The organism is Psychrobacter sp. CX5, assembly GCF_057621535.2.
Map to the genome: position 1 here is coordinate 30,985 of NZ_JBYEIT020000002.1, position 23,902 is coordinate 54,886.

At 35.1% G+C, this 23,902-nt stretch carries 27 protein-coding genes and 1 CRISPR repeat array; of the genes, 18 read left to right on the forward strand and 9 right to left on the reverse strand.

Annotated elements, in window-relative coordinates; all coding sequences use genetic code 11:
* Positions 1-147: 147 nt before the first annotated feature.
* The 3 genes from AC21OG_RS12495 to AC21OG_RS12505 form a co-directional block, all read right to left on the reverse strand.
* A complete protein-coding gene (locus AC21OG_RS12495) occupies positions 148-693 on the reverse strand; it encodes an antirestriction protein ArdA (protein WP_487378358.1) in 546 nt (181 codons plus the stop codon).
* Between the two features lie 197 nt (positions 694-890).
* Positions 891-1,400, reverse strand: coding sequence for a molecular chaperone DnaJ (locus tag AC21OG_RS12500; protein ID WP_487378357.1), 510 nt, complete (start codon positions 1,398-1,400; stop codon positions 891-893).
* A 1,005-nt stretch (positions 1,401-2,405) separates the two neighbouring features.
* Positions 2,406-3,353 carry a replication initiation protein gene (locus tag AC21OG_RS12505; protein WP_487378398.1) on the reverse strand — a complete coding sequence of 316 codons (948 nt, stop codon included), beginning with the start codon at positions 3,351-3,353 and terminating at the stop codon, positions 2,406-2,408.
* 764 nt (positions 3,354-4,117) lie between these two features.
* Here AC21OG_RS12505 and AC21OG_RS12510 point away from each other — a divergent pair.
* The 16 genes from AC21OG_RS12510 (at position 4,118) to AC21OG_RS12585 (ending at position 18,481) form a co-directional block, all read left to right on the forward strand.
* On the forward strand, positions 4,118-4,429 hold the full coding sequence (locus AC21OG_RS12510) for a hypothetical protein (protein WP_487378397.1): 312 nt from the start codon (positions 4,118-4,120) through the stop codon (positions 4,427-4,429).
* Between the two features lie 10 nt (positions 4,430-4,439).
* Complete coding sequence (locus AC21OG_RS12515; RefSeq protein ID WP_487378396.1) at positions 4,440-5,057, forward strand: hypothetical protein; 618 nt, start codon at positions 4,440-4,442, stop codon at positions 5,055-5,057.
* Between the two features lie 46 nt (positions 5,058-5,103).
* Positions 5,104-5,862 (forward strand): lytic transglycosylase domain-containing protein, encoded by a 759-nt coding sequence (locus tag AC21OG_RS12520; RefSeq protein ID WP_487378395.1) that lies wholly within the window; start codon positions 5,104-5,106, stop codon positions 5,860-5,862.
* A gap of 11 nt (positions 5,863-5,873) precedes the next feature.
* Entirely contained in the window at positions 5,874-6,203 is a 330-nt protein-coding gene (locus tag AC21OG_RS12525; protein ID WP_487378394.1) for a TrbC/VirB2 family protein, read from the forward strand.
* A gap of 34 nt (positions 6,204-6,237) precedes the next feature.
* The gene (locus AC21OG_RS12530; protein ID WP_487378393.1) at positions 6,238-6,561 is read left to right on the forward strand and encodes a VirB3 family type IV secretion system protein; all 324 of its coding nucleotides are present in this window, start codon (positions 6,238-6,240) and stop codon (positions 6,559-6,561) included.
* 11 nt (positions 6,562-6,572) lie between these two features.
* Positions 6,573-9,032 (forward strand): VirB4 family type IV secretion/conjugal transfer ATPase, encoded by a 2,460-nt coding sequence (locus AC21OG_RS12535; RefSeq protein WP_487378392.1) that lies wholly within the window; start codon positions 6,573-6,575, stop codon positions 9,030-9,032.
* A gap of 39 nt (positions 9,033-9,071) precedes the next feature.
* Positions 9,072-9,758, forward strand: a complete 687-nt coding sequence (locus tag AC21OG_RS12540) for a type IV secretion system protein (RefSeq protein WP_487378391.1) — start codon at positions 9,072-9,074, stop codon at positions 9,756-9,758.
* A complete protein-coding gene (locus tag AC21OG_RS12545; RefSeq protein WP_487378390.1) occupies positions 9,749-9,988 on the forward strand; it encodes an EexN family lipoprotein in 240 nt (79 codons plus the stop codon). Before AC21OG_RS12540 ends, AC21OG_RS12545 begins: the two co-directional genes overlap by 10 nt.
* 15 nt (positions 9,989-10,003) lie before the next feature.
* Positions 10,004-11,146: a TrbL/VirB6 family protein gene (locus AC21OG_RS12550; RefSeq protein ID WP_487378389.1), complete on the forward strand. Its 1,143-nt coding sequence runs from the start codon at positions 10,004-10,006 to the stop codon at positions 11,144-11,146.
* Between the two features lie 40 nt (positions 11,147-11,186).
* Positions 11,187-11,417, forward strand: a complete 231-nt coding sequence (locus tag AC21OG_RS12555; RefSeq protein ID WP_487378388.1) for a hypothetical protein — start codon at positions 11,187-11,189, stop codon at positions 11,415-11,417.
* Positions 11,404-12,123 (forward strand): VirB8 family type IV secretion system protein, encoded by a 720-nt coding sequence (locus AC21OG_RS12560; RefSeq protein ID WP_487378387.1) that lies wholly within the window; start codon positions 11,404-11,406, stop codon positions 12,121-12,123. The genes AC21OG_RS12555 and AC21OG_RS12560 overlap by 14 nt, the downstream gene beginning before the upstream one ends.
* Positions 12,120-12,938: a TrbG/VirB9 family P-type conjugative transfer protein gene (locus AC21OG_RS12565; RefSeq protein ID WP_487378386.1), complete on the forward strand. Its 819-nt coding sequence runs from the start codon at positions 12,120-12,122 to the stop codon at positions 12,936-12,938. The genes AC21OG_RS12560 and AC21OG_RS12565 overlap by 4 nt, the downstream gene beginning before the upstream one ends.
* Complete coding sequence (virB10, locus tag AC21OG_RS12570; protein WP_487378385.1) at positions 12,939-14,315, forward strand: type IV secretion system protein VirB10; 1,377 nt, start codon at positions 12,939-12,941, stop codon at positions 14,313-14,315.
* An 8-nt stretch (positions 14,316-14,323) separates the two neighbouring features.
* Complete coding sequence (gene virB11 / locus AC21OG_RS12575) at positions 14,324-15,355, forward strand: P-type DNA transfer ATPase VirB11 (RefSeq protein WP_487378384.1); 1,032 nt, start codon at positions 14,324-14,326, stop codon at positions 15,353-15,355.
* Between the two features lie 10 nt (positions 15,356-15,365).
* A complete protein-coding gene (locus AC21OG_RS12580) occupies positions 15,366-16,184 on the forward strand; it encodes a hypothetical protein (RefSeq protein WP_487378383.1) in 819 nt (272 codons plus the stop codon).
* Positions 16,185-16,270: 86 nt separating this feature from the next.
* Complete coding sequence (locus AC21OG_RS12585) at positions 16,271-18,481, forward strand: DNA topoisomerase 3 (protein ID WP_487378382.1); 2,211 nt, start codon at positions 16,271-16,273, stop codon at positions 18,479-18,481.
* A gap of 335 nt (positions 18,482-18,816) precedes the next feature.
* A CRISPR array of direct repeats spans positions 18,817-19,444; the repeat unit is 28 nt; unit sequence TTTCTAAGCCACCTGTGCGGTGGTTAAC.
* A 75-nt stretch (positions 19,445-19,519) separates the two neighbouring features.
* Here the strand turns inward: AC21OG_RS12585 and AC21OG_RS12590 are convergent.
* On the reverse strand, positions 19,520-20,212 hold the full coding sequence (locus AC21OG_RS12590) for a recombinase family protein (protein WP_487378381.1): 693 nt from the start codon (positions 20,210-20,212) through the stop codon (positions 19,520-19,522).
* 182 nt (positions 20,213-20,394) lie between these two features.
* On the opposite strand from AC21OG_RS12590, the gene AC21OG_RS12595 reads away from it, so the two are divergent.
* Both AC21OG_RS12595 and AC21OG_RS12600 read left to right on the forward strand, forming a co-directional pair.
* Complete coding sequence (locus AC21OG_RS12595; protein ID WP_487378380.1) at positions 20,395-20,655, forward strand: hypothetical protein; 261 nt, start codon at positions 20,395-20,397, stop codon at positions 20,653-20,655.
* Between the two features lie 26 nt (positions 20,656-20,681).
* Complete coding sequence (locus tag AC21OG_RS12600; protein ID WP_487378379.1) at positions 20,682-20,957, forward strand: HNH endonuclease; 276 nt, start codon at positions 20,682-20,684, stop codon at positions 20,955-20,957.
* 27 nt (positions 20,958-20,984) lie between these two features.
* On the opposite strand, the gene AC21OG_RS12605 is transcribed toward AC21OG_RS12600, so the two are convergent.
* The 5 genes from AC21OG_RS12605 to AC21OG_RS12625 form a co-directional block, all read right to left on the reverse strand.
* Entirely contained in the window at positions 20,985-22,151 is a 1,167-nt protein-coding gene (locus tag AC21OG_RS12605) for a zeta toxin family protein (protein WP_487378378.1), read from the reverse strand.
* A 12-nt stretch (positions 22,152-22,163) separates the two neighbouring features.
* The gene (locus AC21OG_RS12610) at positions 22,164-22,412 is read right to left on the reverse strand and encodes a hypothetical protein (protein ID WP_487378377.1); all 249 of its coding nucleotides are present in this window, start codon (positions 22,410-22,412) and stop codon (positions 22,164-22,166) included.
* 56 nt (positions 22,413-22,468) lie between these two features.
* A complete protein-coding gene (locus AC21OG_RS12615) occupies positions 22,469-22,639 on the reverse strand; it encodes a hypothetical protein (RefSeq protein WP_487378376.1) in 171 nt (56 codons plus the stop codon).
* Positions 22,636-22,998, reverse strand: coding sequence for a hypothetical protein (locus AC21OG_RS12620; protein ID WP_487378375.1), 363 nt, complete (start codon positions 22,996-22,998; stop codon positions 22,636-22,638). The genes AC21OG_RS12615 and AC21OG_RS12620 overlap by 4 nt, the downstream gene beginning before the upstream one ends.
* 69 nt (positions 22,999-23,067) lie before the next feature.
* Positions 23,068-23,763 (reverse strand): ATP-binding domain-containing protein, encoded by a 696-nt coding sequence (locus tag AC21OG_RS12625; RefSeq protein WP_491185094.1) that lies wholly within the window; start codon positions 23,761-23,763, stop codon positions 23,068-23,070.
* Positions 23,764-23,902: the final 139 nt, after the last annotated feature.

Sequence of the window (23,902 nt, forward strand, 5' to 3'; positions counted from 1 at the left end):
TATAATTATATTATATACGTTATATATTGTCAATAGTTTAAACCTAGTTTTTTAATAGTTTTTACATAGTTTTACAATTCACTAGGGAATAAAAAAGACCGTCCTTAGACAGCCTTTTTTATTGGGTTACTCGATGCCTGGGAATGTTTAGACGTGCGACCAAAAATAATAACCATTATGGCTTATATAATTTTGGGCGTAATACTCACCTAAATACTCCCAATCTAAAGCGTTTTCAATTACACAAGGTAGGCTTTCAAGTGTTCCATCTTCTGATAACAACTCAAAAGCCAATTCTACATCATCTTCATATTGCCCTCTGTAACGCTCTTTAGCTTGATTTTTAATTTCCTCTATATCTTCTAAGCTATCAACGCCAAAACCGCCAATATAAGCCTCTATGATAGCCAGTTCATCCGTATCTAACTCTAATAAATCCCATACGAGACTACTAACACCATATTCACTTATTAACCCATTAATATCAAAAGATAATTCATAATCTGAAAAGCATAATTCAGGGTCATTGTCACCTAAAACGTTTTGAGCGTAGCTAGTGGCTTCAGCTAAAAACTCCTCTTTATCGTTAAACTCGGTTAAGTCAAACCATTTACCAGTAGCAAAACCATATTTGTTACCGATGCCGTAGGTAGTTACAAAAGCCTTAGCGAAAACAGATGTTGTAATATCCATGATTTTAAATCCTATCTTTGCCAGTGAACCCCCTGGCTTTGGGGTAGTGATTACCTTAATCACTTTATGCTTATAATTATATTATATACGTTATATATTGTCAATAGTTTAAACCTAGTTTTTTAATAGTTTTTACATAGTTTTACAATTCACTAGGGAATAAAAAAGACCGTCCTTAGACAGCCTTTTTTATTGGGTTACGCCATTTCAATTGCTTTTTTTAATCTTTCCTTTTTAACTGTTTGTGAACCGTATTTGCTTCTTACTTCATCCATGCTCATTTTTCCTCTACCTTTAGACTTTTTACCTGCAAACGCCCATTTTTTCTTTTTCCTAAACCATCTATAACCTGCCTCTTTTAATGCTTCTTTATGTTGCTTCGTGTCACCATCAACCCAAACCCAAACGCCTACAATCTCGATTATAAGACCATCTAAAGAAATAATTTTCTCTACTGCTTCACGCACCTTTTTTTCAACCTCTGTACGCTCTTGGCGGTTTTCCCAAAAACTATACCCATGCTCGTTTTTAGTATAATGGCTATCATCATCAGCATTAATAAATGCCTCCATTACTTTGTCATATTCTGCGTTGATAGCTTGGCAAGTGGCAGTATCACCGCCTTTATCGGGATGATGTTTAGCAATTAAACGCTTGAATTGTTTTTTAAGTTCATCAATGCTAGAAACGTTATCAAAGTAAGCCATGATTTTAAATCCTATCTTTGCCAGTGAACCCCCTGGCTTTGGGGCAGTGATTACCTTAATCACTTTATGCTTATAATTATATTATATACGTTATATATTGTCAATAGTTTAAACCTAGTTTTTTAATAGTTTTTACATAGTTTTACAATTCACTAGGGAATAAAAAAGACCGTCCTTAGACAGCCTTTTTTATAATTATTTGCTTTGTTTTTTGTAAATCTTTACTCACTTTTGCCACTATTGAATTGCAACTTAGTTAACCAGGTATTTTAAAATAAAGAAAAAAATTAATAAAACTTGTTGAAATGCTTTTAGCGGAATTATCCACAAGGTTATGCACACTGTTATCAATAGGCTTTTCCACAACTGCTTTATCGTTGTGGTAAAGCCTGTTGGTAACTCTGTGTGTAACCTTGTGGATAAACCGCAACGATGTTTGTATATACCCTCAACCATTACCCAAAAGACTAATTTAACAATATTTGCTTTTGTTTTTTCTGGCAGGATTGAAGCGGTATACTTTTTAGATTGTCGATTACTGTAGGTTGCCTGGGGCGTTCTCTCGGTAGAAGGAACGCCCACAGGCTTACCTACAGTCCGACAAGATAAAAAGATATAGCTGAAAGCCGTTAAGCCAGCCACCTAATAAAAAATATTTCTGAATAATATGAGACTTCAAACATTTAACAAACTCCTTGCATAAAATTTAAAGCTTGATCTTCAGTATCAAACCAGTTAATCACGTCTTGTTTAATTTGGTCATAAACCAGGTACTTATTATCTTTAAATTTAACAAGTCGTTGACTACCATTACCTGCGATCCAATCTATTAAAGACAAATTAAATTTCCTGTCACAGATAGTTAGAATATTTTCACCTTTCACATTTCTCATAATAAAAAACTCATACGAATACGGGTTTATTTACCACCGCACAGGTGGCTTAAAACACTATATATAGTGTCACCATCAGCTGTGGTAGGCACTATATATAGTGTTAATAGGTTTATTTTAAAAACTTAGCATAATCAGGGAAGTGCTTTTTAGGATCTTCTAATAACATTTTTTTAGAATTAGCTAAAAATGCTCCAACTCCACCTTTATCTTTATATTCATCGTGATTGTAATAAGCATTAAAAAAATCAGGACTATTAACAATTTTGTTAACCTGGCTTTCTTCTAATATTTGCTTGAATTGCTTCTCTGCTTCTATCCAATGAGGCTTTATGGTGAAAGACAACTCAATATGAGAAATAGTTCTGCCTTGTTTAAGGTATCGGACATTTAAGGCTACATCAGTTTCTTTGTTAATCTGTTCGATAGCAGGTTCAACCACTCTTTTTTTAAGCATATTAACGCTTTTCTTATATGACTTGTTGCCATTGGCAACGAGGTCAATGAATTCATTGATCTCTAATTTTTTAATATTATCTTTACCGTAACGCTGACCGTTCCACATTACAAGCAACTCATAAAGCCTAATTGCATACTTACTCTTTAAACTGCCAACGTGCATTATTCGGTAAGTTGTGAATTGACTATGTAGTTCCGATAGGTAGGGGATAATACCAGTAGAAAAATAGATAGTCATAGTTTTAGTAGAGTGATCATAACTAGCGGTTTGAGCAAAAGTAAAATCTTGCCAATTCTTATCTTGATTATTTTCAACTATTTTAGTCATCAAGTTACGAGATGCACGTCTAAACTTCGCTACCATACCAGTATTATCAGTATCGACCCCCAAAACCGATTTAGCTTCTTCCATACTGAAGCGAAAAGGGGTGTCTGAAGTAATTCCCTCAAATGAGTTAATTTTACAAATACATCCAAGTAGTAATTTCTTCTCAATAACAGTTAAAGAATAACTAGCAGTGATCAAGTCATTATGTTGAGCGACAAGGTTAGACCCAAAATCACCTCTTATAAGTGTATTACCTGGTTCTTTCTTACTCATTAATTACCTCAAAACGATTAACTTATATTTCTATATCTTACTATTTTTATTAATAAAAAACAACAAAAAATATTTATGTTGTTTATAAATACTTTTTGTTGTTTATAGAATAAACTTATATGTGGATAACTCTGTGGATAACTTCATCATCAAAAATACTTTTTGTTGTTTAAGAATACTTTTTGTTGTTTAAGAATACTTTTTGTTGTTTAAGAATACTTTATGTTGTTTTAAAATACTTTATGTTGTTTTTAAACGTTTTTTATTTAATAAAATCAATAACTTACAGCTCTATAAACAAGACTACTAAACAAGACTACTAAACAAGATTACTAAATATCTTTAAAACAACAAAAATTTCAAAAATCTTGATAGGTTAAAGGTCATATTTTATTCAAAACTCCGCTTATGGTAGCGATTGCGATCGCTACCATTTTTTATTAATTATTAAAACGAAATAAAGAACAATTGACTGTTAATAAACGCCATTGTTTATAAAAAATTCATAAAAATATTAACCAAAGTAGATTTTTATTTGGTAAACTTCATTATGTTAACTGGTATTCTAAGTTATTAATCTAGTTAACGAGGAATATTTCTTTAAAAAACTAAAAGTTTTCAGTTAAATTGTATTTTTTATAAAAAAATTTTCCTAGTTTGTTGTTAAACTAGGAAAATAAGGATATAATATACTTATTACTGAACAAACTTATTTATAAATCAGGCAAAATATGAGGAATTTATTAATGGTTAGTGAGAACAATATGATCACGCAAGAAGAACTTTCGATCCTAAATAAATTTCAGCCTGGTAAATATGTAGTAGTTATAAACGTTGAGTTGGTAGATGGTGAAGAGATTTACTCATTGGCTTTTAACTCACAAAATACTAAGTCTAAACAATTAAATGATGAAGTTCTATTTAGTCAAAATGGCCGTCGTCGTGAATTTAAAAGTTTAGATACGGTTAAAAATTACCTCTACAGGCATTGTAATAATGCCAATAAGGTTGAAGTTAGACTACCAAGCCCTGAAAACTTTCCGTATTTAAAGGATGTAACTATCACTTTGAAATGAGGATGTAGCTATGAAAAAAGCACTATTAGCAGTTGCGATTTTTGGTGGAAGTATATCAACGGCAATGGCGGCCGATGGTTGTAAATTTCTACTTTGTATGGGTGCTCCTAACCCAATGGGGATTAGTGAGTGTGCTCCAACTGTAAAAGAAGTTATGCGAGATTTAAGCAGAGGTAAAGGCTTGCCGACTTGTAAACTGTCGGATGGTCGAGACTCTAAAAGCGAAGGTAGTTTTGTTACATACCGCCGAGCAAATTTAACGCCTGATTGCCCTAGTGGTTATAGACAAGGACGTAACAATGTTCTTTATCATAATGGCGTAAAACCTGCCAATTTAAACAGAAGAGTACGGGTAAATGGTGGGGTCATGTCTGAATTAGTTGACGATGATGATAGAGGGTTTTTATTTCTTGGCGATCGTTACAAAGCTAGAGCCTGTGTAAAAGGTAACTCTAATGGTTCTATACCTGCTTATTCATACAGTAAAAGGGTAGGCGGTGAAATAGAAAGAATTAATGTACCTCGTCAAGAATGGTATGACAATACAATGTTGATGACACCTGACGGTGCTAAATATGAATTTACGATGCACATTGATAACGCACCATACTCTAAGCATCGTTTTTAAAGGGCTGTTTTTTAAAGAGCTATTTAATTAAATAAGGGGCGGTTAGATGATTGAATTTTATGCACTTGCACAACAATGTGCTCCCAATCTTGAAAAAGAGGTAGTAGCATCTATTGCACGTACTGAGTCGTCTTTTAATCCTTTCGCTATTGGTGTGGTTGATGGTTCTATACGGCAACCAACAAATCTAAATGAAGCGATCAGGGCAGTACGTAAATTAAAAAGCCAGGGCAAAAATTACAGTGTTGGCTTAATGCAAGTGAATAAAGTAAATTTCAATCATTACAACTTAAATGAAAGCAATATGTTTGATCCTTGTACTAACATTAGAGTTGGTGCAAGCATATTCAACAATTGTTTTAAACGTGCTAACGCTACTTTTGGACAAAAATATAGCTATGACGGTAAATTGCGATTAGCTATGTCTTGTTACTATTCAGGTAATTTCAAAACTGGCTTTAGAGCAGATTTTGTTGGTCAACCTCCTTATGTTACTAAAGTATTTAATCATCTGATTGGCTATCGCAATAGCCAATCCCCACTGCCTGTACCACGTCAATTACCGCTACCTGTACCACCAAGCAAAACTCAACCTATCATTGCACAGCAAGCATTGCCTCAAGATGGGTTGGCTTTAGCTGATTATGCAGAGTCGTTACAAGTAAAAGCGGTAAGTAGTGACATTCCAGTTAACGATTTAGCAGAAGCTAAATTGATAGAAAGATCCCAAGAGGATGTTCAACCCAAAGTGTTTAATGGCGATGTGTTTACACAGCCATTAACTGATGTTTTTAATTCAATATAGTGAGGTTTTAAATGTTAAATTCTGTTGCAACTTACGGTAACGTAAACCAGTTACAAATGAAAAAGTTTTTTTCTATTGCTTTGATGATAGCAGTTGCTATTACGCTTTTAATGATGCCAGATTTTGCCTATGCGGCAGGTGGGTTATCTAGAGCACAAAGTGGCATGGAAAAGTTTCAAGAAGCAATTTTACCAGTTCTACGTGTGGGTTGTGTAATCGCATTTATTTTAGCAGGTGCAGGTTACATGGCAGGGTTTCTTGATAAATCCTGGTTCGTTAAAGCGGTTGTAGGAATTATCATAATTGGTTCAGCCAACGAGATTGTAGGTTTGATTTGGTAATCAGTTATTAATAACTAATTTGAGGTATCTAAGGATGTATGATTTATACAAAGGTGCAACAAGACCGCCCATGTTATTTGGTGTACCTACAGTAGCTTTAATGTGGGCGTTCATTGGGGTAGGACTATTATCAACTCTAATTAGTATTTTTGTATGGATCATATTTCCTTTTGTTTTTGTAGTAATGCGAATGATTGCTAAAAAAGATGATCAAGCCTTTAGGCAATGGGGATTGTGGCTAGATACAAAGAAAAGATGTAATACCAAAGTTAAAAGATTTTGGGGGGGGACGAGTTATACACCCTTAAAGTTAAAAAACGAATGGAAGTCTTGGTCAAGTAAAACTATTAAAAAATAACGGGGTTTATTGTGGATTTAACTATACCTGATTTTATTAAAAAAGAACGTAGCATAGCCCAACAGATACCATTTTCGCATCATGTTACAGATAATATTATCGCAACAAAAAACGGTGATTACGTTTCTGTTATTAAATTAGTTGGTCGTGCTCATATATCGGCAGATATTGAGGAAGTTAACAGATGGGTGCGTGATCTTAATACCAATATGAGATCTATACCTGGTCAAGATATGGAACACGTTAGTTTTTGGACTCATGTTGTAAGGCGTAAAGAGCGTCAAGTTGATCCTAAACTGTATGATAATGTGTTTTGTAAGCAAGTATCTGATAAGTACTCCAATGTGTTTAAACGTACTAGCTTGATGGTAAACGAGATATATATCACTATTTGCTATCGTCCAATTATAGATAAAACAACTGGTTTTTTTGCCAGGTTTGAAAAAACAAAACTAAATGAGCGTATAGAGCAACAAGAAGCCTATATCCAAAAATTAGTAGATATTGTTGATTTGCTTATTTCAGGTTTGCGTATGTATGAGCCTACTCGTATAGGCGTTTATGAGCATAAAGGCAGACGCTTTTGTCAAATGCTAGAGCTTTTTTCTTACCTCGTAACTCACGAACAAAAAAGAGTACCAGTTACTAGAGAGAATTATTATAACTACCTATCAACTGAACGCTTGGTTTTTTCAGAACATGGTGAGATTGGTGAGATACGCCATACTCAAAATTCTGAATTTTTTGGCATGATAGAGATTAAAGAGTACGACAATATTACTGTACCAGGTCACTTTAATCTTTTATTACAAGCTGATTGTGAAATGGTTATTACTCAATCATTCACTATTTTATCAAAAGTAGCTTCACTCGGATTTTTGAAGCGTCATAAAAAGCATTTAATTGACTCTGAAGATGTGGCCGTTTCTCAAGTTGAGCAAATGGATCACGCCCTAGATCAATTGGCATCAGGTTCTTTTGTCATGGGTGAACACCACATGACAGTATGCCTTTACGATAAGTCGCCTAGTGCAGTTAGAAATAGCCTACAGTACATTTCTACGGATCTTACCGAAGTTGGGATCATTCCCACTTATGTTGATTTAGCATTAGAAGCAGGGTTTTTTGCACAGTTACCTGGTAACTTCTCTTATAGAACACGCCCTGCCCCTATCACTTCTTTGAATTTTTGGTCGTTTAATAGCTTGCATAATCACATGACAGGTAAGTTAGACGGTAATCCTTGGGGTCAAGCGATCACGATGTTTAAATCGCTTTCAGGGTCGCCTTATTTCTTCAATTTTCATTTAAGCCCAAAATACGAAAATTCACTATTTAAAAAATATGACGGTAATACCTTAGTGCTTGGTAAAACTGGTGCAGGTAAAACGACGTTATGTTCGTTTATGTTGGCACAAGCAATGAGCATACCTAATTTGCGTGTCGTTGCTTTTGATAAAGACTATGGTATGGAAGTGTTTGTTAGGGCAGTAGGGGGGTGCTATTTACCTCTTAAACTAGGTGAACCAACTGGCTTTAATCCTCTTAAATTAGAAGATACGGCTGAAAACCGTAAATTTATTAAGCGGTGGTTGTATAACTTACTTGAAGATGATGGGTATGGTATTAGTTTTAATGATGAACAGGAATTAAATAAAGCAATTACAATCATCTTTAATCATGAATATGAAAATAGACGTTTAGCTATTTTCAAGCAAGGCTTGCCTAATCCAATTACAGGTGATGATGAAAGACCAACGGTTAAACAGCGTCTTGATAAATGGTGTGAGGGTGGTGAGTATGGATGGGTTTTTGATAATCCTGAAGATACATTAGATGTTACTAAATACCGTGTTTATGGCTTTGATGTTACTGATTTTTTAGATGTTCCTGAATTAAGATCATCTATTGTCATGTATTTAACATACAGAACACAACAGCTATTAAATGGTGAACCGTTTATATATTTCTTCGATGAATTTTGGAAGTTAATACAGGATGAATACTTTCAAAACCTATTTAAAAACAAGTTAAAAACAATTCGTAAAGAGGGTGGGCTTTGTGTTTTTGCGTCACAAGAGCCACACGATGCTTTAAGTAGTCCAGTTGCTAAGACGATCGTTAGCCAATGTGCTACTAAGATTTTACTTGAAAATCCGACAGCAGATTATGAAGATTATGTGGACGGATTAAAATTAACTGAAACAGAATTTGAGTTAGTTAAAAACATTCCAGGTAAATCATATCAATTTTTAGTTAAGCAGGGTGGTAATGATGTTGATACTAATCAATCATCAATGCTTAAATTCCACTTGCCTAATTTTGATCGTGAAATGTTAGTGCTATCGGGAACGCCTGATAATGCTGAATTAGTTAGAGAAATAATTGAGCGTATCGGTTCTGATAATCCTAATGATTGGCTACCCATCTTTTATGAAGAGCATGGGTATAGTATGAGCGAAAGCGGTTAGCTAACCGTTAATTTTTAACTTAATCGAGAGGTGTAATTCATGAAAACTTTAAAAAATAAATTGCTTGTTGCTACGCTTTCATCAGCGTTACTTGCTCCAACTGCTTTAATCAGTACGGCAAGTTATGGGGCAGGTGTGCCAGTTTTTGATGCTTCTTCATTTGCTAGACAGCTACAACAGTTACAACAAGCTAAGCAACAATACGATCAAGCGGTAGCTCAATACAAACAATTCCGCGGTGATCGGGATATTGGCAGATTATTTAATCAGTACGGTAAATACCTACCTGCTGAAATGCAAGGCATGTATCAAGATTACCAAAGTGGTAACTGGGCAGGTATGGCAGACAAAATTGCTCAATTAGAGCAACAGCAACGTTTAACAGGCTCACAAAAGCAGATTTTAGAGCAGTTGGCTAATTCGCAACGTATGTCAACAATGCAAAATAAAATTAAGCTAGATGATATGTTTGCAAAAAGTACACAACGCTTTGAGCAAATTCAGCGAATGGCTAATTCTGTAGATTTGCAAAATGATCCAAAAGCGGCGGCCGATTTACTTAATCGTATTCAAGTTGAAAATGCGATGTTGCAGTTACAAACTAATCAGCTTCAGATGGTTAGCATGATGCGTCAAGCTGAAAAAGAAATGGAACAGCAACAAAGACTTGATCATGCTCGTAAATTTAATTCAACTGGTGGTAAACAAGTTCACCAATGGCAGTAATGGATATGAAAAAATTATTTTTATTGGGTTTGTTTGTTTTTTTAAGTGGATGCGACAACCAAGAGACTTATACAGTTGATTATCTGATTGAAAATCAAGAAACATTAGATCAAGTTCTTGAGCAGTGTAAAGAGAACGAACAATCAGTTATTAATTGTGAAAATGCTCATAAAGCCAGTTCGATTATCTTTAATTCAACTGGTGGTAAACAAGTTCACCAATGGCAATAGGTAGCAGGGGTAGTTATGGCAGGTTATAGCGGTGCAGTTCCAAAGTTTTTATCAAAAGCGTTTGAGCGTATAGATAATGCTTTGTCAATTTTCGCTGAAAATTTTTCAGCGAACATAGCTACTGAAATTGCTCCCCTGGTCGTGGGGGGGCTAACCTTAACTTTTATTGTCATGGGTATTATGGCAGTTTATGGGATGCTCGATAGACCATTCAAAGAATTAGCCTGGCGTATGTTATGGGCTTCTGTGATTATGTCAATGGCTTTAACGTCTGCAATGTATCAAACATATATCATAGATTCTTTACTAACGTTACCTGATGACCTTGTTGCATCTTTAATGAGTGGTGCGATACAAGGTAGTAATGTTGCAACTGGTCAAAATGCGGCCGAAGCTATCGAAAGTTTATTTAGCCTGGGAACATACAATGCAGGTCAATACTTTAATGAGGGTGAAGTTGGTTTAACTGGTGTAAATCTTGCTCCCTATATTTATGGTTCGCTTGTTTTTATTGGTACTTTACTTTGCTGTGTTGTAGGTACGATTTGGTTATTTGTCGCAAAAGTTGTTTTAGCTTTGATGCTTGGGGTCGGGCCGATCTTCATAGCGTGTTTAATTTGGAAGCCAACGCAACAATTCTTTTGGTCGTGGGTCGGTCAAATTATTAACACTATTTTAACTACCATTTTTGTACTTGCCGTTTTCTCAATCTTTGCAGGATTTTTTCAAGACAACCTTACTGCTTTGGAAATTACTCAAGAGAGCGAGGGTTTTATTGATAGTGCAACGTTTGCATTTATCGGTGTCTTATGTATGGCTGTATTGATCACTATACCTCAATATGTCTCACAGTTAACAGCGGGGGCAGGTGGTGCGGTTGGTACTGCTATGGGTAAAATTGCAGGCGCAGGTGCAGGGGCGGTTGCAGGTGGTGCTATTGGTGCAACAGCAGGTGTAGCAGGTGGTGCTAGAGCAGGTATAGCAGGTAAATCTGCGGTAGATAAATACAAACAGGCTCGTAGCGGTGGCCAGGGCAAAATTGCTTCTGCTAGAGGGGCAAGGCATGAATTTAATAAATCACGTCAAGAAATGAAACAGGGTTATCCAGACTATTACCGCCAACAATCATCTAACCATAGAAACCCTGATAAAAAATAGATAATCCATTTTAACTTAACATTTAATAAGGTAGAAGTTTATGAAAAATCTTCTAATAGGTTCGCTTTGCCTATCGTTTTTAGTTGGTTGCCAAACGTACCCAAAAAAACCTAATCAGGTGAGTAGTTGGTCTAAGCGTGTTGTGGTAAATAAATCAGTACCCATCGAGTTACAACCGTATGAATTACCTGAAGTGGTCGAGTATGTATCACAAAGCGAAGATGTACCAACGCTGATAATCGTAAAAAAAGGGGTCGATGATGCTAAATAAGATGAAAAAAAATAAATCTAGTGATGTATCTAGTCATGATAAGAATGAGTGGAACGCTTATTTAGCAGGTACTCGTGGGCTTGAACGTGATTATATGCAAGAGATTGTAAATTCACGTTCTACATGGCGTAAAGTTGGGCTTGTCTGTTTCACTTTTGCGATCTTAACTGTGTTGTATCATCAATTTATGCCCGTAACACACCAAGAGCCTTTTGTATTAAGAGTTGATAATACTACTGGTGCGGTTGAAACTGTATCAACGCTAAATGAGCAAGAGAAGTCTTACGGTGAGGTTGTCGATGAATACTTTATAGCACAGTATGTTAGAAGTTATGAAAGTTATAACTATCAAAATATTCAATCTGATTATGACAAAGTAACACTAATGAGTAGTGATCAGGTAGCTATGCAATATCAAGATATTTACGATCCGTCTAAAGGTACTGCTCGTGATGAATTGCTTGGCAGAACTGGGATGCGTGAAGTTAATATTATTTCGGTCGTGCCTGATATTGAAAATTCATTAGCTACTATACGTTTTGAGACTAGAACCACGGATAGCAATGGTTCATCTTTTGTTGAAAATTGGATAGCTACTTTAACCTATGAGTATGTTCAAGCCAGTATTGATGATGATATTCGTTTAATCAATCCTTTAGGTTTTGTCGTCACTTCATATCGAGTGGATAAGGAAAATATATCATGATAAAACGGACTTTTTTAATTGCAAGTTTATTTGCCCCTTGTGTCGGATATTCAGCCCAATTACCACTATCGGCAGGATTTGACGAAAGGATCACTACAGTTACTTATAATCAACATGATGTTGTTGAGTTGGCCGTTAAGCCAGGGGTAGTAACTCAAGTTGTATTCGGTGATGGTGAAGAGTATGAAGCTCATGCTATCGGTGATAGTGAAGCCTGGCATATCGGTCATTTTAAAAACTATTTGTTTTTAAAACCTGCTCAACCTTTGGGTACTACTAATTTAAGCGTTGTTACTAACAAGCATAATTATATGTTTAAGGTAAATTTCGTCGATGAAAGTGTCAACATAGAAGATATGTATCAAGTCGAGTTTACTTATCCAAATGAAGAGCATGAGCAAGAAAAAATTGCCAAAGCTAAAAAGGTTGTAGAAGAAAGATTAGATGGGGCTTATACCACTAAGATCTACAATCTTAATTACAGTATGAAAGGTGATTACACAATAGCACCTAACCATGTTTACGATGATGGAACATTCACATACTTTAAGTTTATGGGTAACGTAGATCTACCTGCTATTTATAATGTTAATCCTGATGGTTCTGATGGTTATGGTACAGAACAAATGGTTAATAAAACAATAGAGGGTAATGGTAACGGCACGGTTGTTATGCACAAAACAGGCTACCAGTGGCGTTTAAGATTAGGCGAACAAGTTTTAGATATTTATAACGATAGTGTGAGACGTGGTGCGACTAATACGACTGGAACAATTTCGCCAAACGTTGAACGTGTTGTAGTGGGGGAAGAGTAAATGAGTAATAATCGTGATAATGACAACTTTGTACCTTTTGACTCTGACGATGAAGTTTATCAAAGTGAATACGATGATACTATCGTACAACCTGAAGCTGATGAAGAGACGTTAGATGACGTTAGAGGTGAAAGCGAGTTATCTAAGCAAAAAAAGATAACTAAACGTGGTCAAAAAGCAATCGTTTTTGTACTGTTACTGTTTGGATCAATCGTAGCAACTGCTATGGTTGGTTACTTAATGTTTTTTAAAGATGCTGATGATACTGAAATAAAAGACGAGACACAAGCATCATTTCAACGACCTGAACAGCGTGATTTTGGTCGTGAATATGTGGAACAAGATGTAGGTGAATATGATCCTTTATCAACAATTAATGCTGATGATGATAGTTTGATTGTAGAAGATAATGAGCCTGATACTTCAGGTATAGCAGGAACATCTTCACCTGAACCCACATTTACTACGGTAGAGCCACCTCCTGAACCTTATGTTCAAGAAAGGGTTGTAGAGCCACCACCGTATGAACAACCTCAACAATCTTTTGGTATGACTCCCAATGAACCCATCGAAGTTGAAGAGCCTCCAACTCCTGAAGAGTTAAGAAAACAGCGGATTTATTCAGCAGGATTTAGTTTACCTGGTTCAAATATTGGTAGTAATTCAAGTAGTGATACTTCAGGTGTAGCAGGACGTTCTAATGATAATGGTAATGATAATAACGATCCATTAGCTACTAAATTATCCCCTGCAACCTTGTCTGCTTCTTCAGCGGTAAAAATGAATGATCGAGATATGATGCTTACCAAAGGTAATATGATAGATTGTGTCCTCGATACTAAATTTGATAGTACAGTAATTGGCATGATGAGTTGTACCGTTACTCGCAATATTTACAGTGCTACCGGTCGAGTGGTTTTAATTGATCGAGGCAGTAAAATTACTGGTGAGTATAAAGGTGGGTTGCAACAAGGTCAAAGTAGAGTGTTTGTATTGTGGAATAGAATTGAAACACCAAAGGGCGTTATTATTGACATAAATAGCCCTGGGGCAGGTTCTTTAGGTGAAGCAGGTCATACAGGGCGTGTCGATAGTAAGTTTTGGAAGCGTTTCGGTGGTGCTATGCTTATTTCATTAGTTGACGATCTAGGCGAAGCATTGAGTGAAAGAATTGCTAACAGAACCATTGGTGGTGACAATACTAACATTCAATTAGAAGAGACTTCTAAGTCGGCAAGCGAAGTAACAGCGTCAATTTTAGAAGAGACTATGAATATTAAACCGTCACTGATTAAACATCAGGGCGATAGAATTAGTATATATGTTGCTCGTGATGTTTATTTTGGCAATGTTTACGATCTTAAACCAACAGAATAGGCGATAGTATGTTAGATAGAAGTAATGATCATGAAGCATTAACAGTTAATTTAATGTTAAAGCCATTAACGCCTTATCTTGATGATAAAAACGTAACTGAAATTACCATTAATGAACCTGGTTATATATGGACTAAAGGTGCTGATAATTGGAAGCGATTTAGTGTAGATGAATTGACCCAAGAGCATATCAACTCATTAATCACTGCGGTTTTTGCTTTTAATAATATGAGAGAAGTACCTATCGGTTCATTGCTTATGCCTGATGGCAGTCGTTGCCAGGTACTAAGACAACCTGCAACTTTGGATCATCAAGTATCTTTTACTATTCGTAAGCATAGTGATACGGTTTTTACTTTAGAGCAGTTGGCTAACACAGGTTCATTTACTAATTGGGTTGACAAAAGTTTTAATACTAATCCTGCAAGTTATATAGATGTTGATGGAATAACCGATAAAGATAAAGAACTTGTGCAACTAAAAGCTGACGGTAAAATCGAAGAGTTTTTAGAAAAATGTGTGCTGTATCATAAGAATATTGTGATAGCAGGTAAAACAGGTTCAGGTAAGACTACTTTTGCAAAGGGTTTAATTCTAAAAATCCCAAGTGATGAACGTATTGTAACGATTGAAGATGTACATGAATTACATTTACCTAATCACCCAAACCATCTTCACATGATGTTTGGGGCATCTAAAGGCCGTATATCGCCTTTTGATGCGTTAATGGCATGTATGCGTATTAGTCCTGACAGAATACTCTTAGCAGAGCTTCGAGGGGCTGAAACGTGGGAATATTTAATGAGTTTAAACACTGGTCATCCAGGGGGAATAACGACAGTACACGCTAACAGTGCAGTACATACTTTTGATCGTATTTCAGGGCTTATTAAATCTTCTGAAGTTGGTAAAACGGTAGATCTTGAAGCTATTAAAATGATTTTATATTCCACCGTTGATGTTGTTCTTTACTTTGATCGTCGCAAACTCAAAGAGGTTTTTTTTGATCCTTTATATGTCAAAAATTTATTAAAAGTGTAAGAGGTTAATTATGAAAAATATGGATATTGGTAACGAAAAAAAATTAACTCGTGACGAGTGGGATAAGCAAAGACTTGAGTTTAAAGAAAGTTTATCTAAAGATTATGAATTGAGTGATAAACAAGTACATATCATTATGAAAAAAACTCCATCTAAATCAGATTGGGAAGCTGATATAGAGAGTTTTAAGGACGAACATTATACTGATAATGGTGTAGAAATTGAAAAAAAAGAAGTAGGTAAGATTTTGGGGCAATTGTCTGAAGAGTATGAAGATAGTATGAAGTTTGATAATGATCCTGATATGCCTGGTGATGAAATAAAACCTACTGGTTGGCAATTAGAAGAGCAGGTTAGAGGTAGAATTAAACATCAAGAGTTTGAGGCTGTTTCTTCTAACGCATCTCTTTATGTAGCTAACAATGATGGCAATGAAAAGGAAGCCGAAAAAGAGATTATTAAAGATCTCAATAAAATAATTGAAGAAAGAGGGTTGGGGGGGCAACCTGTGGTTTCAAATGAAGTTTATAAGAAGCATAAAGAATTATCTGAAGATGGTCAAACTGAGATAGCTAAACCTGGTCGCACGTATTCAGGCAATATTGTTGATGTTGGTGAAGATGTCACTATTCAAAAAACTAAAACTGGTAAATTTGTTATTCATGAAACTGAAAACCTACCAGGCATACAAGAAAACGACGAAAAGGGTTTTAGTAAGATTAGATATGATAGTGGTGGTAAAGGCGACATTCTGCAAAAGAGTAATGATCATGAAATCGGTAAACAGAAAGAACTTGAGAAAAAACAAGAAAACGAATTGAATTACTAGGTCTATCGTCGCACGTAATTATTTATTTAACATTACAACCGTATTGACCTTTCAATACGGTTTTTTTAACTTTATAAGGTATGAAGATGAGACTATTTATAGCTGAAAAACCTGAATTAGCCAGGGCAATATGTGAGGGTTTAGGGGGCGGATTTGACAAAAAAGATGGATACTATATTAAAGGTGATGACTGTGTAGCTTATTGTTTCGGTCACATGCTGACTCTTTATAATCCTAAAGATTATGATCCTAAGTATGCTACATGGTCATTATCTGACTTACCTTTTAATTTTAAACCTGTTAAATACAAATGTGATCCTGATAAGCAGAAGCAAGTTAATACAATAAAAGAGTTGCTTGATAAAGCAGATGAAGTTGTTAATGCAGGTGATCCAGATGATGAAGGTCAATATTTAGTTGATGAGTTGTTAAGGTATTTCAATAATACAAAGCCTGTTAAAAGGATTTTAATTAATGATAATACTACTAAACTTGTGCGAAAAGCACTCGATAATATGAAGCCAAACAGTGAATATGAACACTTGGGATTTAGAGCTGAAGCACGTTCTATAGCTGATCAGACTTTCGGTTATAATTTATCCAGGGCTTACACTATAAAATCTCAACAAAGCGGTGGGCAGGGGGTTCTTTCGATTGGTCGAGTTCAAACGCCTGTACTTGGTTTAATTGTTAGGCGTGATCGAGAAAATCAGGAACATAAAAAAACTTACTTCTATACTGTAACGGCTGATTTTACGATTGATGATGTTAAATTTACTGCTAAATATCAGCCTAGCGAGGCTGATACAGTTAATGATAAAGGTAATCTAAGTAGTGAAGAGGTAGCCAAAAGAATAGTTGAGGGATGCGAGGGTCAACAAGCTACGATTATAAATATCAAGACTTCTGAAAAATCTAAATCGCCTCCGTTGCCGTATAACCTAATTAAATTACAACAAGATGCCTCAAGAAAATTTGGTTTAAAATCTGATAAAACTCTAGCTATCACCCAAAGTTTGAGAGAGAAACATAAACTTATTACATACAATAGAAGTGATTGCCAATATTTAAGTGATGAACAGTTTGAAAATTCAGAAGAGGTTTTAAACGCAATTTCTTCTACTGCTGATATTCTAAAAGGTGCAATTAGTAATTGTGACGCTTCAATTAAAGGGCGTGTTTTTAATAGCAGTAAAGTAAGTGCTCACCATGCAATTATACCAACTGATACAATCGCTAATATTAATAACCTAAGCGAAGATGAAAAGAATATTTATCTTTTAATTGCTAGATCATACCTGGCACAGTTCTACCCTAATTATGTTTATGATAGTACCGTTATAGAATTAGATGTTAATGGTTATAAATTTAAAGTTTCCTCTAAGGTCGATAAAAATCAGGGTTGGAAGCCTTTATATAAAAATGATATTGGTAATGATGAAACTGAAGAGGATAAAGAAACAGTAAATTTAGATTTAAGGAATTTAAGCCAGTCTATGAATGGGCTATGTAGTAACGCATCTTATGCTACTAAAGAAACTAAGCCACCTAGTCTATACACTGAAGCTACCCTTTTACGTGAATTAACCAGGGTTGCCAATCATGTTAAAGATCCTCAATTGGCTAAAGTGTTACGTGCTAAAGATAAAGGTAAAGAAGATGAACATGGGGGTATTGGTACTTCAGCAACCAGGCACACGATTTTAAAAACGTTATTTGATAGAGGGTATATTACAGAACATAAAAAGAAAATCGTTAGTACGAAGCTAGGGCAAAATCTTTATGACACGCTCGATGATGTTATTCGTTATCCTGATATGACAGCGATTTGGCATGAAAAACAATTAGAAATTAAGACTATAGAGGATGTTTATAATTTTGTTGACCAGGTAGTTAAAGATGCCATAGCACCTGAAGTAGATAGATTGAAAAATACTACTCTTGAAATTGCTGAAGTACATAAATGCCCTAGTTGTAGTCGTCCATTAAGGCGTATTAAGGGGTCTAAAGGCTATTTTTGGGGGTGTAGTGGCTATAACGACGAAGATAATCCGTGTAAGCAGACAATGGCCGATAAAGGCGGTAAACCAGTTGCTAAGGGGGTGAGTAAGAAAAAACGCAATATGCAAACCAAAACAGATCATTCTTGTAAGTCGTGCGGTAAACCCCTGGTTCATCATAAAGGCACGTCGCCTAAGACAAAAAAGAAATATAGCTTTTTTGGGTGTAGCGATTACCCAAACTGTAAGCAAACATATCTTGAAAAAAACGGTAAGCCTGTATTTGATAAGGAGTAATAAAAATGCTTGGTTTTTTACTAATCTTACTGGTTGTAATTCTTGTCGTTTTAATTTCAGCTATCATGTTCCTTAATAATAATACTGATAGCAATGTTGTTGATAATAAGGGTGAGAAAAATGCTAAAATTAATAATTAAATATCAAGCTAACTTAATGTAAGGAATAGATTATGATAGTTAAATTAGTTTCTAATCAAGGGGCAGGATGGCCTAGCACGACTGGTAATCCATCTGGTGGTGGACGTGATAATAATCCGCCTGGAACTGGTGGTCGTAACAAATAGTTTTAATCAAAAATCCGATTGCTAAGTGATCGGATTTTTTGTTGTCGCTTTTCTAAGCCACCTGTGCGGTGGTTAACTCTAAGAACAATATAATATTTTTTGTTCAAAATTTCTAAGCCACCTGTGCGGTGGTTAACCGTTTTCAATCGCTTTAGCAGTTTCAGCATTATTTCTAAGCCACCTGTGCGGTGGTTAACTAATACGAGCAATAAAACCACCAACTATATATTTTCTAAGCCACCTGTGCGGTGGTTAACGGTGCTTTTTCTGATTTGTGGGAAGGTATTAATTTCTAAGCCACCTGTGCGGTGGTTAACAGCTTTTAGGGGATATATCGCAACGTGATGGTTTTCTAAGCCACCTGTGCGGTGGTTAACAAATGCCCCCAACGAAGGTTATTGTTGTATTTTTTCTAAGCCACCTGTGCGGTGGTTAACACTTATGAACCTAAGGATAAGATTCAGCTTTTTTTCTAAGCCACCTGTGCGGTGGTTAACGGCGAATACTATGCGAACATTGAGGGTTTAAATTTCTAAGCCACCTGTGCGGTGGTTAACCTAGCTAACTATGACGTTTTGACTACTTTGGCTTTCTAAGCCACCTGTGCGGTGGTTAACCCTATTTCAACCATAAGCGTATGCTCCAGTTTTTTCTAAGCCACCTGTGCGGTGGTTAACAAGACGGTTATTGTCTTAAAGCCTTATTTAAAAAGGGCTTTGGATGATTATAATCATAAAACCCTTTTTTCTCAATTACTCATTTAATATATCGTGATAGACTGGGAATTTTAAGGCAAGATCTTCGTTAAGTTTTTCTTGTTCCTGGGCTTCATTCCATTTCTTAGCTTTAGAAATTGTCCTCGAACTACATCCAAGTAACTCAATAATTTCTTTATAAGTATGCCCTGCCTTAGTTAACTTCACAATTGATTTATATAGCTTAACATCGGTTTTACGACCTTTAAATTTACCTTGTTTTTTTGCCTTTTTAATTCCTTGAGCTTGTCTTTCTCTTCTTTGTTCATAGTCTCGTCTTGCAAATGAAGCTAACATATCCAATAGTAAGTCATTAATAGCAGATAAGATTCTTTGGTCAAACTCATTACCACTTTGATTATAAGTTTGACTCCATGTTGTAGGTACGTTAACTGCGACAATGCGTAATTTTTTTTCACGTATTTTATCTTTTAGCTTTTGCCAATCAGAATTATTTAACCTGCTTAATCTGTCTATATCTTCAATCAACAGTATGTCATTTTCTTGACTATCATTTAACAATCTAACTAATTCAGGTCGGTCAAGTGTTGCCCCTGATTTATTTTCAGCATAAAAGGTACAGATATTTAGATTATGCTCTTCTGCAAATTTGATCAACGTTTCTCTTGCTCTATTAACATCTTGCTCATTTGTAGAGGCTCTTAAATAGGCTCGTGTGAAATAATTCATTATTTAATCCTATTTTAATTTGCTATATACTTTACTTTAACTATAATAAGTAAAGTGCTTTACTTTAAGTGCAAACTACAAGGTAAAGTATGTGTTATATAGTATATATAACACTTTACTATAAGGGTACTTAAAATAAAGCGGTCAAAATATAGATTGTTATTATAAAAAAAGGGTTAATTATGAGTAAGACTAAAAATAATGGATTTGTTAAATTGACAAATGAAGATTTAGAAACGGCCAAAATTAATGGTTTTCAGGACTACTTGTATGGTGCTGAAGTTGGCGATTATGTTTATGATGATAACGAGATGTTAGTAAGTTACTCTTGTGTTAATAATTGGCTAGCGACTACTTCGCCTGATTGTGATAGTTATAAAAAATGGGATAATGTATTGGATAGACTCGATGAGTTAAATAATACAACATACGGCTGTAAATAAAAAAGGTATATAAAAAGCAGGTATTAATGAAAACAAAGACACTATATTTGCGTGAGGGCGGTAAATGCTTTTACTGTAGAAATCAGATTAAACCAAGTAACGCATCAATTGAGCATATTATACCCAAAAGTAGCGGTGGTAATGACTCTTCAAGCAATCTAGTTTTAACCTGCAAAATGCTAAACAGTATATTAGGAAATTTAGGCGTAAAAGACAAAATGCAAATAATACTAAACCAGGTAGATCAAAACGGCGGTTTTAAATGCCCTATGAAAAGAAAGTTTACAGAACAAATTAAATAATTAAAAAAAAGGGTCGCAACCCTTTTTCTATTTTTCTAAGCCCATATCGTGAGTTTTGACTAATTTCTTATTATGTTCATTATTTAAGTGTGAGCTTAATAGCTCCACTTTCATATTGTTATCGTATTTAACTTTTAGATTTTGCCCTATTAAGTTTGTCTTTATCTTTTCATTAAGGTGTTCAGTTTGATGAACATATCCGCTACCGCTATTGTTTTGTTGTAAGGCTTTACCATTGTCACTAACGGCCGTAAATGTTCCTGAATACGTGCGACCAGGTTTGACTGCCTGAAGATCCTTTATTTTAAGATTGTGGTTTGCTTCAGCTTTTTTAATGCCCTCTTCTGCCACCTTAGCTATACCAGGTTCAGTTACGGTTGCCTCTCTTTGTTCCATCTTAAACTTAACTCTTTGCCACCCTTGGGCTAAATCTTTTTTTTCTAGGTGGCTAAGTTCTCGCTCTCTTTCGTTAATAAGTGTTTCATGTGCCTGGGGCTTGTTTTTCCATTCCCCATTTACTAATTTATTATCATAAATAGGCTCAACATATTTGTTGTATAAAACAATTCTATCTACTGTTTTTTCATCTTCGACAGACTTTACCGTATCAGCCAGACCTCTATAAGAATTTTCTTGAAAAGTATCATCAACATAGCGACCACCTTTTTCAGCCCCTCCTCCATCTTCATACCTTGAATGTACTCTCATTCTGCTTGTATCTAAATCACTGGCTAATACATGAAGTTCTATATTATAATCCTTACCCTCTTCGGCTACTCTGTTTTTAATTGCTCTGATGCCGTCGGGTGTCCTCGATGTTTGATCAAACAAGACGTTAGCGTTTTTTTCAAAAGCTGAATCTCTAACTTTGTTACCAATACGAGCACCTGCTTGATGGTTGAGACTACTTGCTATTTCAGGGTAACGCTCTTTAATTTCTTCATTTTTAGGGTGTTGGTGTCGATAACGGTCTGCATCGACTACAGCTATATCATTGTTAAAACGCTCTAATTGCTGTCTTGCTATACCGCCCTTACCTGCACCTGCTTGACCACCAGTAAAGATAATTGTGGGCTTATCGGGGCTACTAAGATGACTAATTTCTTTTTCAATAACGTCTTTAGCTATAACTTCAATTTCATCATCTGAAACTTTATATTTTTCTATCAGGTCTTGCTTTTGCTTCTCATTCATATTTTTGCCTTATTAAAGGTTGCTAATGAATTTGTCTATATCACTTTTAAGCGTTCCTGCTTGTTCCGCAAGTTCATTTAAAGAGAATTTATTGAGGTTATTTCTATTTGCTAATAACGTGTCTAATTTCTGATCAAGTTTATTAAAAGTATCACTTCCCTTTTTATGTTTACGACGTTCTGTATATAACTTGCCAATTACTGCGTTATAAACATCTTCGGTTGCCTCATATTCTGTAGATAATGTTCTTTGAGTTGACATAATATATATTACCTTTTGTGATTTAAATTGATTAGATGAAAATTGATTAGATGAATTTAATCGAATAATTTGCCCTGGCCGTTTTTTTTAACATAATCTCGCATGAAGTCTCTAACTAATACCGTCATTGTACGATCATTATCTTTGGCCGTTTTTTTAAAGGCTTCGTACAGATTAGGTTCTGTCGCTACAGTTAGCACCTTGTCTTTGTTTTTTTTCTTGCTCATAAGTTACCTCTATGTTTTGTCGTAAGATCATTAAAATGTTCAATTGCTGAAAAATGAACGCCTATACCAATTACAAAAGCAATAACTCCAATGACGATTTTAGGGGCGAGGCCTCCAAAAATAGATCCTATCAAAAATCCCATAAAGCCCCACCCTAAAACCATCAAAAAAGAAAATGCAATAGATAAGTAGGCATTAGATATAAATAAAGTTAAGAACAATAATACACCTCCCCCCACGTACCAGGATTTAAAATACACGCCCAAGAACATAGAGGTTATAATAATCTCTATGGATATTATGAAAAATGAGCCTGTATTTACTTGTGATTGGGCTATTCCCTGTCTAACTTTTGACATTTCACACCTCCTTACCTGTTTATATAGTACCAGTAAAAAACTATTAAATAAATAGTTTTTTACTGTAAATTACATTTCCAATTCTTGCTCCTTGCGTTCATATTGATGATTGTTACGTTTACTGTAATTTACATTTGTTTTATTCGATTTTTGATTAGGTGAGGTCAACTCATAAGCACTATGTTTTTCAGCACCTTTAGAAATTGCAGACGGCAATTTTTTTGTATTATCTGTCAATACAATAGCACTGTTTCTTGCCCTACTGACGGCCACATAGTAAAGCTCTTTTGATGTGGTTTTACTTTTCGTATCAATATTAATAAGTACGTTATTAACTGTCGTTCCCTGGCTACTATGAACAGTCGATGAATAATCATAATCAAGATGATTTTTATCTTTTGTATTGAATTGAAAAGCTTCACCAGTCTTATCATCTTTAGCTAAAATCGTATTTTTATTAACTTTCTCAACGATTAATTTATCCCCTGTTACTGTTCCCAATTCTTTATCACCTTTGGTTACTGTTAACTTATCACCTTTACTAACTTCAAATTGGCGAGACTCATAAGTAGCTAATTTCTCTCTTGTTGGATTGATTTTTACTTGTTTGCCGTTACTATCTTCGGCAAGAAGTTCATTTTTATCTTTGCCAATAACCGTATAAATCTGACCTTTTTTTAATTCTTTGCTTCTTGGGTTTGTTTGTATTTCAACTTGTTGACCCTCTTTATAGTATCGTGCGTGTTTCATTTCAGCTTGAGACATATCAACTCGTTTTAATTGCTCCGATATAACACCTTGACCTTTTAGCCCAATCCGATCTCTAATTTGATCATTGATATAATCTTTATCAGCGTTTGTACCAGTGACAATAAGCGTATTATCTCTTTCTGTTTGATCGTAT

What these genes read in the sequence shown, in the direction of transcription:
- AC21OG_RS12495 (WP_487378358.1), bottom strand. Translation starts at nt 693, where the DNA reads ATGGATATTACAACATCTGTTTTCGCTAAGGCTTTTGTAACTACCTAC.
- AC21OG_RS12500 (WP_487378357.1), bottom strand. Translation starts at nt 1,400, where the DNA reads ATGGCTTACTTTGATAACGTTTCTAGCATTGATGAACTTAAAAAACAA.
- AC21OG_RS12505 (WP_487378398.1), bottom strand. Translation starts at nt 3,353, where the DNA reads ATGAGTAAGAAAGAACCAGGTAATACACTTATAAGAGGTGATTTTGGG.
- AC21OG_RS12510 (WP_487378397.1), top strand. Translation starts at nt 4,118, where the DNA reads ATGATCACGCAAGAAGAACTTTCGATCCTAAATAAATTTCAGCCTGGT.
- AC21OG_RS12515 (WP_487378396.1), top strand. Translation starts at nt 4,440, where the DNA reads ATGAAAAAAGCACTATTAGCAGTTGCGATTTTTGGTGGAAGTATATCA.
- AC21OG_RS12520 (WP_487378395.1), top strand. Translation starts at nt 5,104, where the DNA reads ATGATTGAATTTTATGCACTTGCACAACAATGTGCTCCCAATCTTGAA.
- AC21OG_RS12525 (WP_487378394.1), top strand. Translation starts at nt 5,874, where the DNA reads ATGTTAAATTCTGTTGCAACTTACGGTAACGTAAACCAGTTACAAATG.
- AC21OG_RS12530 (WP_487378393.1), top strand. Translation starts at nt 6,238, where the DNA reads ATGTATGATTTATACAAAGGTGCAACAAGACCGCCCATGTTATTTGGT.
- AC21OG_RS12540 (WP_487378391.1), top strand. Translation starts at nt 9,072, where the DNA reads ATGAAAACTTTAAAAAATAAATTGCTTGTTGCTACGCTTTCATCAGCG.
- AC21OG_RS12545 (WP_487378390.1), top strand. Translation starts at nt 9,749, where the DNA reads ATGGCAGTAATGGATATGAAAAAATTATTTTTATTGGGTTTGTTTGTT.
- AC21OG_RS12550 (WP_487378389.1), top strand. Translation starts at nt 10,004, where the DNA reads ATGGCAGGTTATAGCGGTGCAGTTCCAAAGTTTTTATCAAAAGCGTTT.
- AC21OG_RS12555 (WP_487378388.1), top strand. Translation starts at nt 11,187, where the DNA reads ATGAAAAATCTTCTAATAGGTTCGCTTTGCCTATCGTTTTTAGTTGGT.
- AC21OG_RS12560 (WP_487378387.1), top strand. Translation starts at nt 11,404, where the DNA reads ATGATGCTAAATAAGATGAAAAAAAATAAATCTAGTGATGTATCTAGT.
- AC21OG_RS12565 (WP_487378386.1), top strand. Translation starts at nt 12,120, where the DNA reads ATGATAAAACGGACTTTTTTAATTGCAAGTTTATTTGCCCCTTGTGTC.
- virB10 (WP_487378385.1), top strand. Translation starts at nt 12,939, where the DNA reads ATGAGTAATAATCGTGATAATGACAACTTTGTACCTTTTGACTCTGAC.
- virB11 (WP_487378384.1), top strand. Translation starts at nt 14,324, where the DNA reads ATGTTAGATAGAAGTAATGATCATGAAGCATTAACAGTTAATTTAATG.
- AC21OG_RS12580 (WP_487378383.1), top strand. Translation starts at nt 15,366, where the DNA reads ATGAAAAATATGGATATTGGTAACGAAAAAAAATTAACTCGTGACGAG.
- AC21OG_RS12585 (WP_487378382.1), top strand. Translation starts at nt 16,271, where the DNA reads ATGAGACTATTTATAGCTGAAAAACCTGAATTAGCCAGGGCAATATGT.
- AC21OG_RS12590 (WP_487378381.1), bottom strand. Translation starts at nt 20,212, where the DNA reads ATGAATTATTTCACACGAGCCTATTTAAGAGCCTCTACAAATGAGCAA.
- AC21OG_RS12595 (WP_487378380.1), top strand. Translation starts at nt 20,395, where the DNA reads ATGAGTAAGACTAAAAATAATGGATTTGTTAAATTGACAAATGAAGAT.
- AC21OG_RS12600 (WP_487378379.1), top strand. Translation starts at nt 20,682, where the DNA reads ATGAAAACAAAGACACTATATTTGCGTGAGGGCGGTAAATGCTTTTAC.
- AC21OG_RS12605 (WP_487378378.1), bottom strand. Translation starts at nt 22,151, where the DNA reads ATGAATGAGAAGCAAAAGCAAGACCTGATAGAAAAATATAAAGTTTCA.
- AC21OG_RS12610 (WP_487378377.1), bottom strand. Translation starts at nt 22,412, where the DNA reads ATGTCAACTCAAAGAACATTATCTACAGAATATGAGGCAACCGAAGAT.
- AC21OG_RS12615 (WP_487378376.1), bottom strand. Translation starts at nt 22,639, where the DNA reads ATGAGCAAGAAAAAAAACAAAGACAAGGTGCTAACTGTAGCGACAGAA.
- AC21OG_RS12620 (WP_487378375.1), bottom strand. Translation starts at nt 22,998, where the DNA reads ATGTCAAAAGTTAGACAGGGAATAGCCCAATCACAAGTAAATACAGGC.
- AC21OG_RS12625 (WP_491185094.1), bottom strand. Translation starts at nt 23,763, where the DNA reads ATGTCTCAAGCTGAAATGAAACACGCACGATACTATAAAGAGGGTCAA.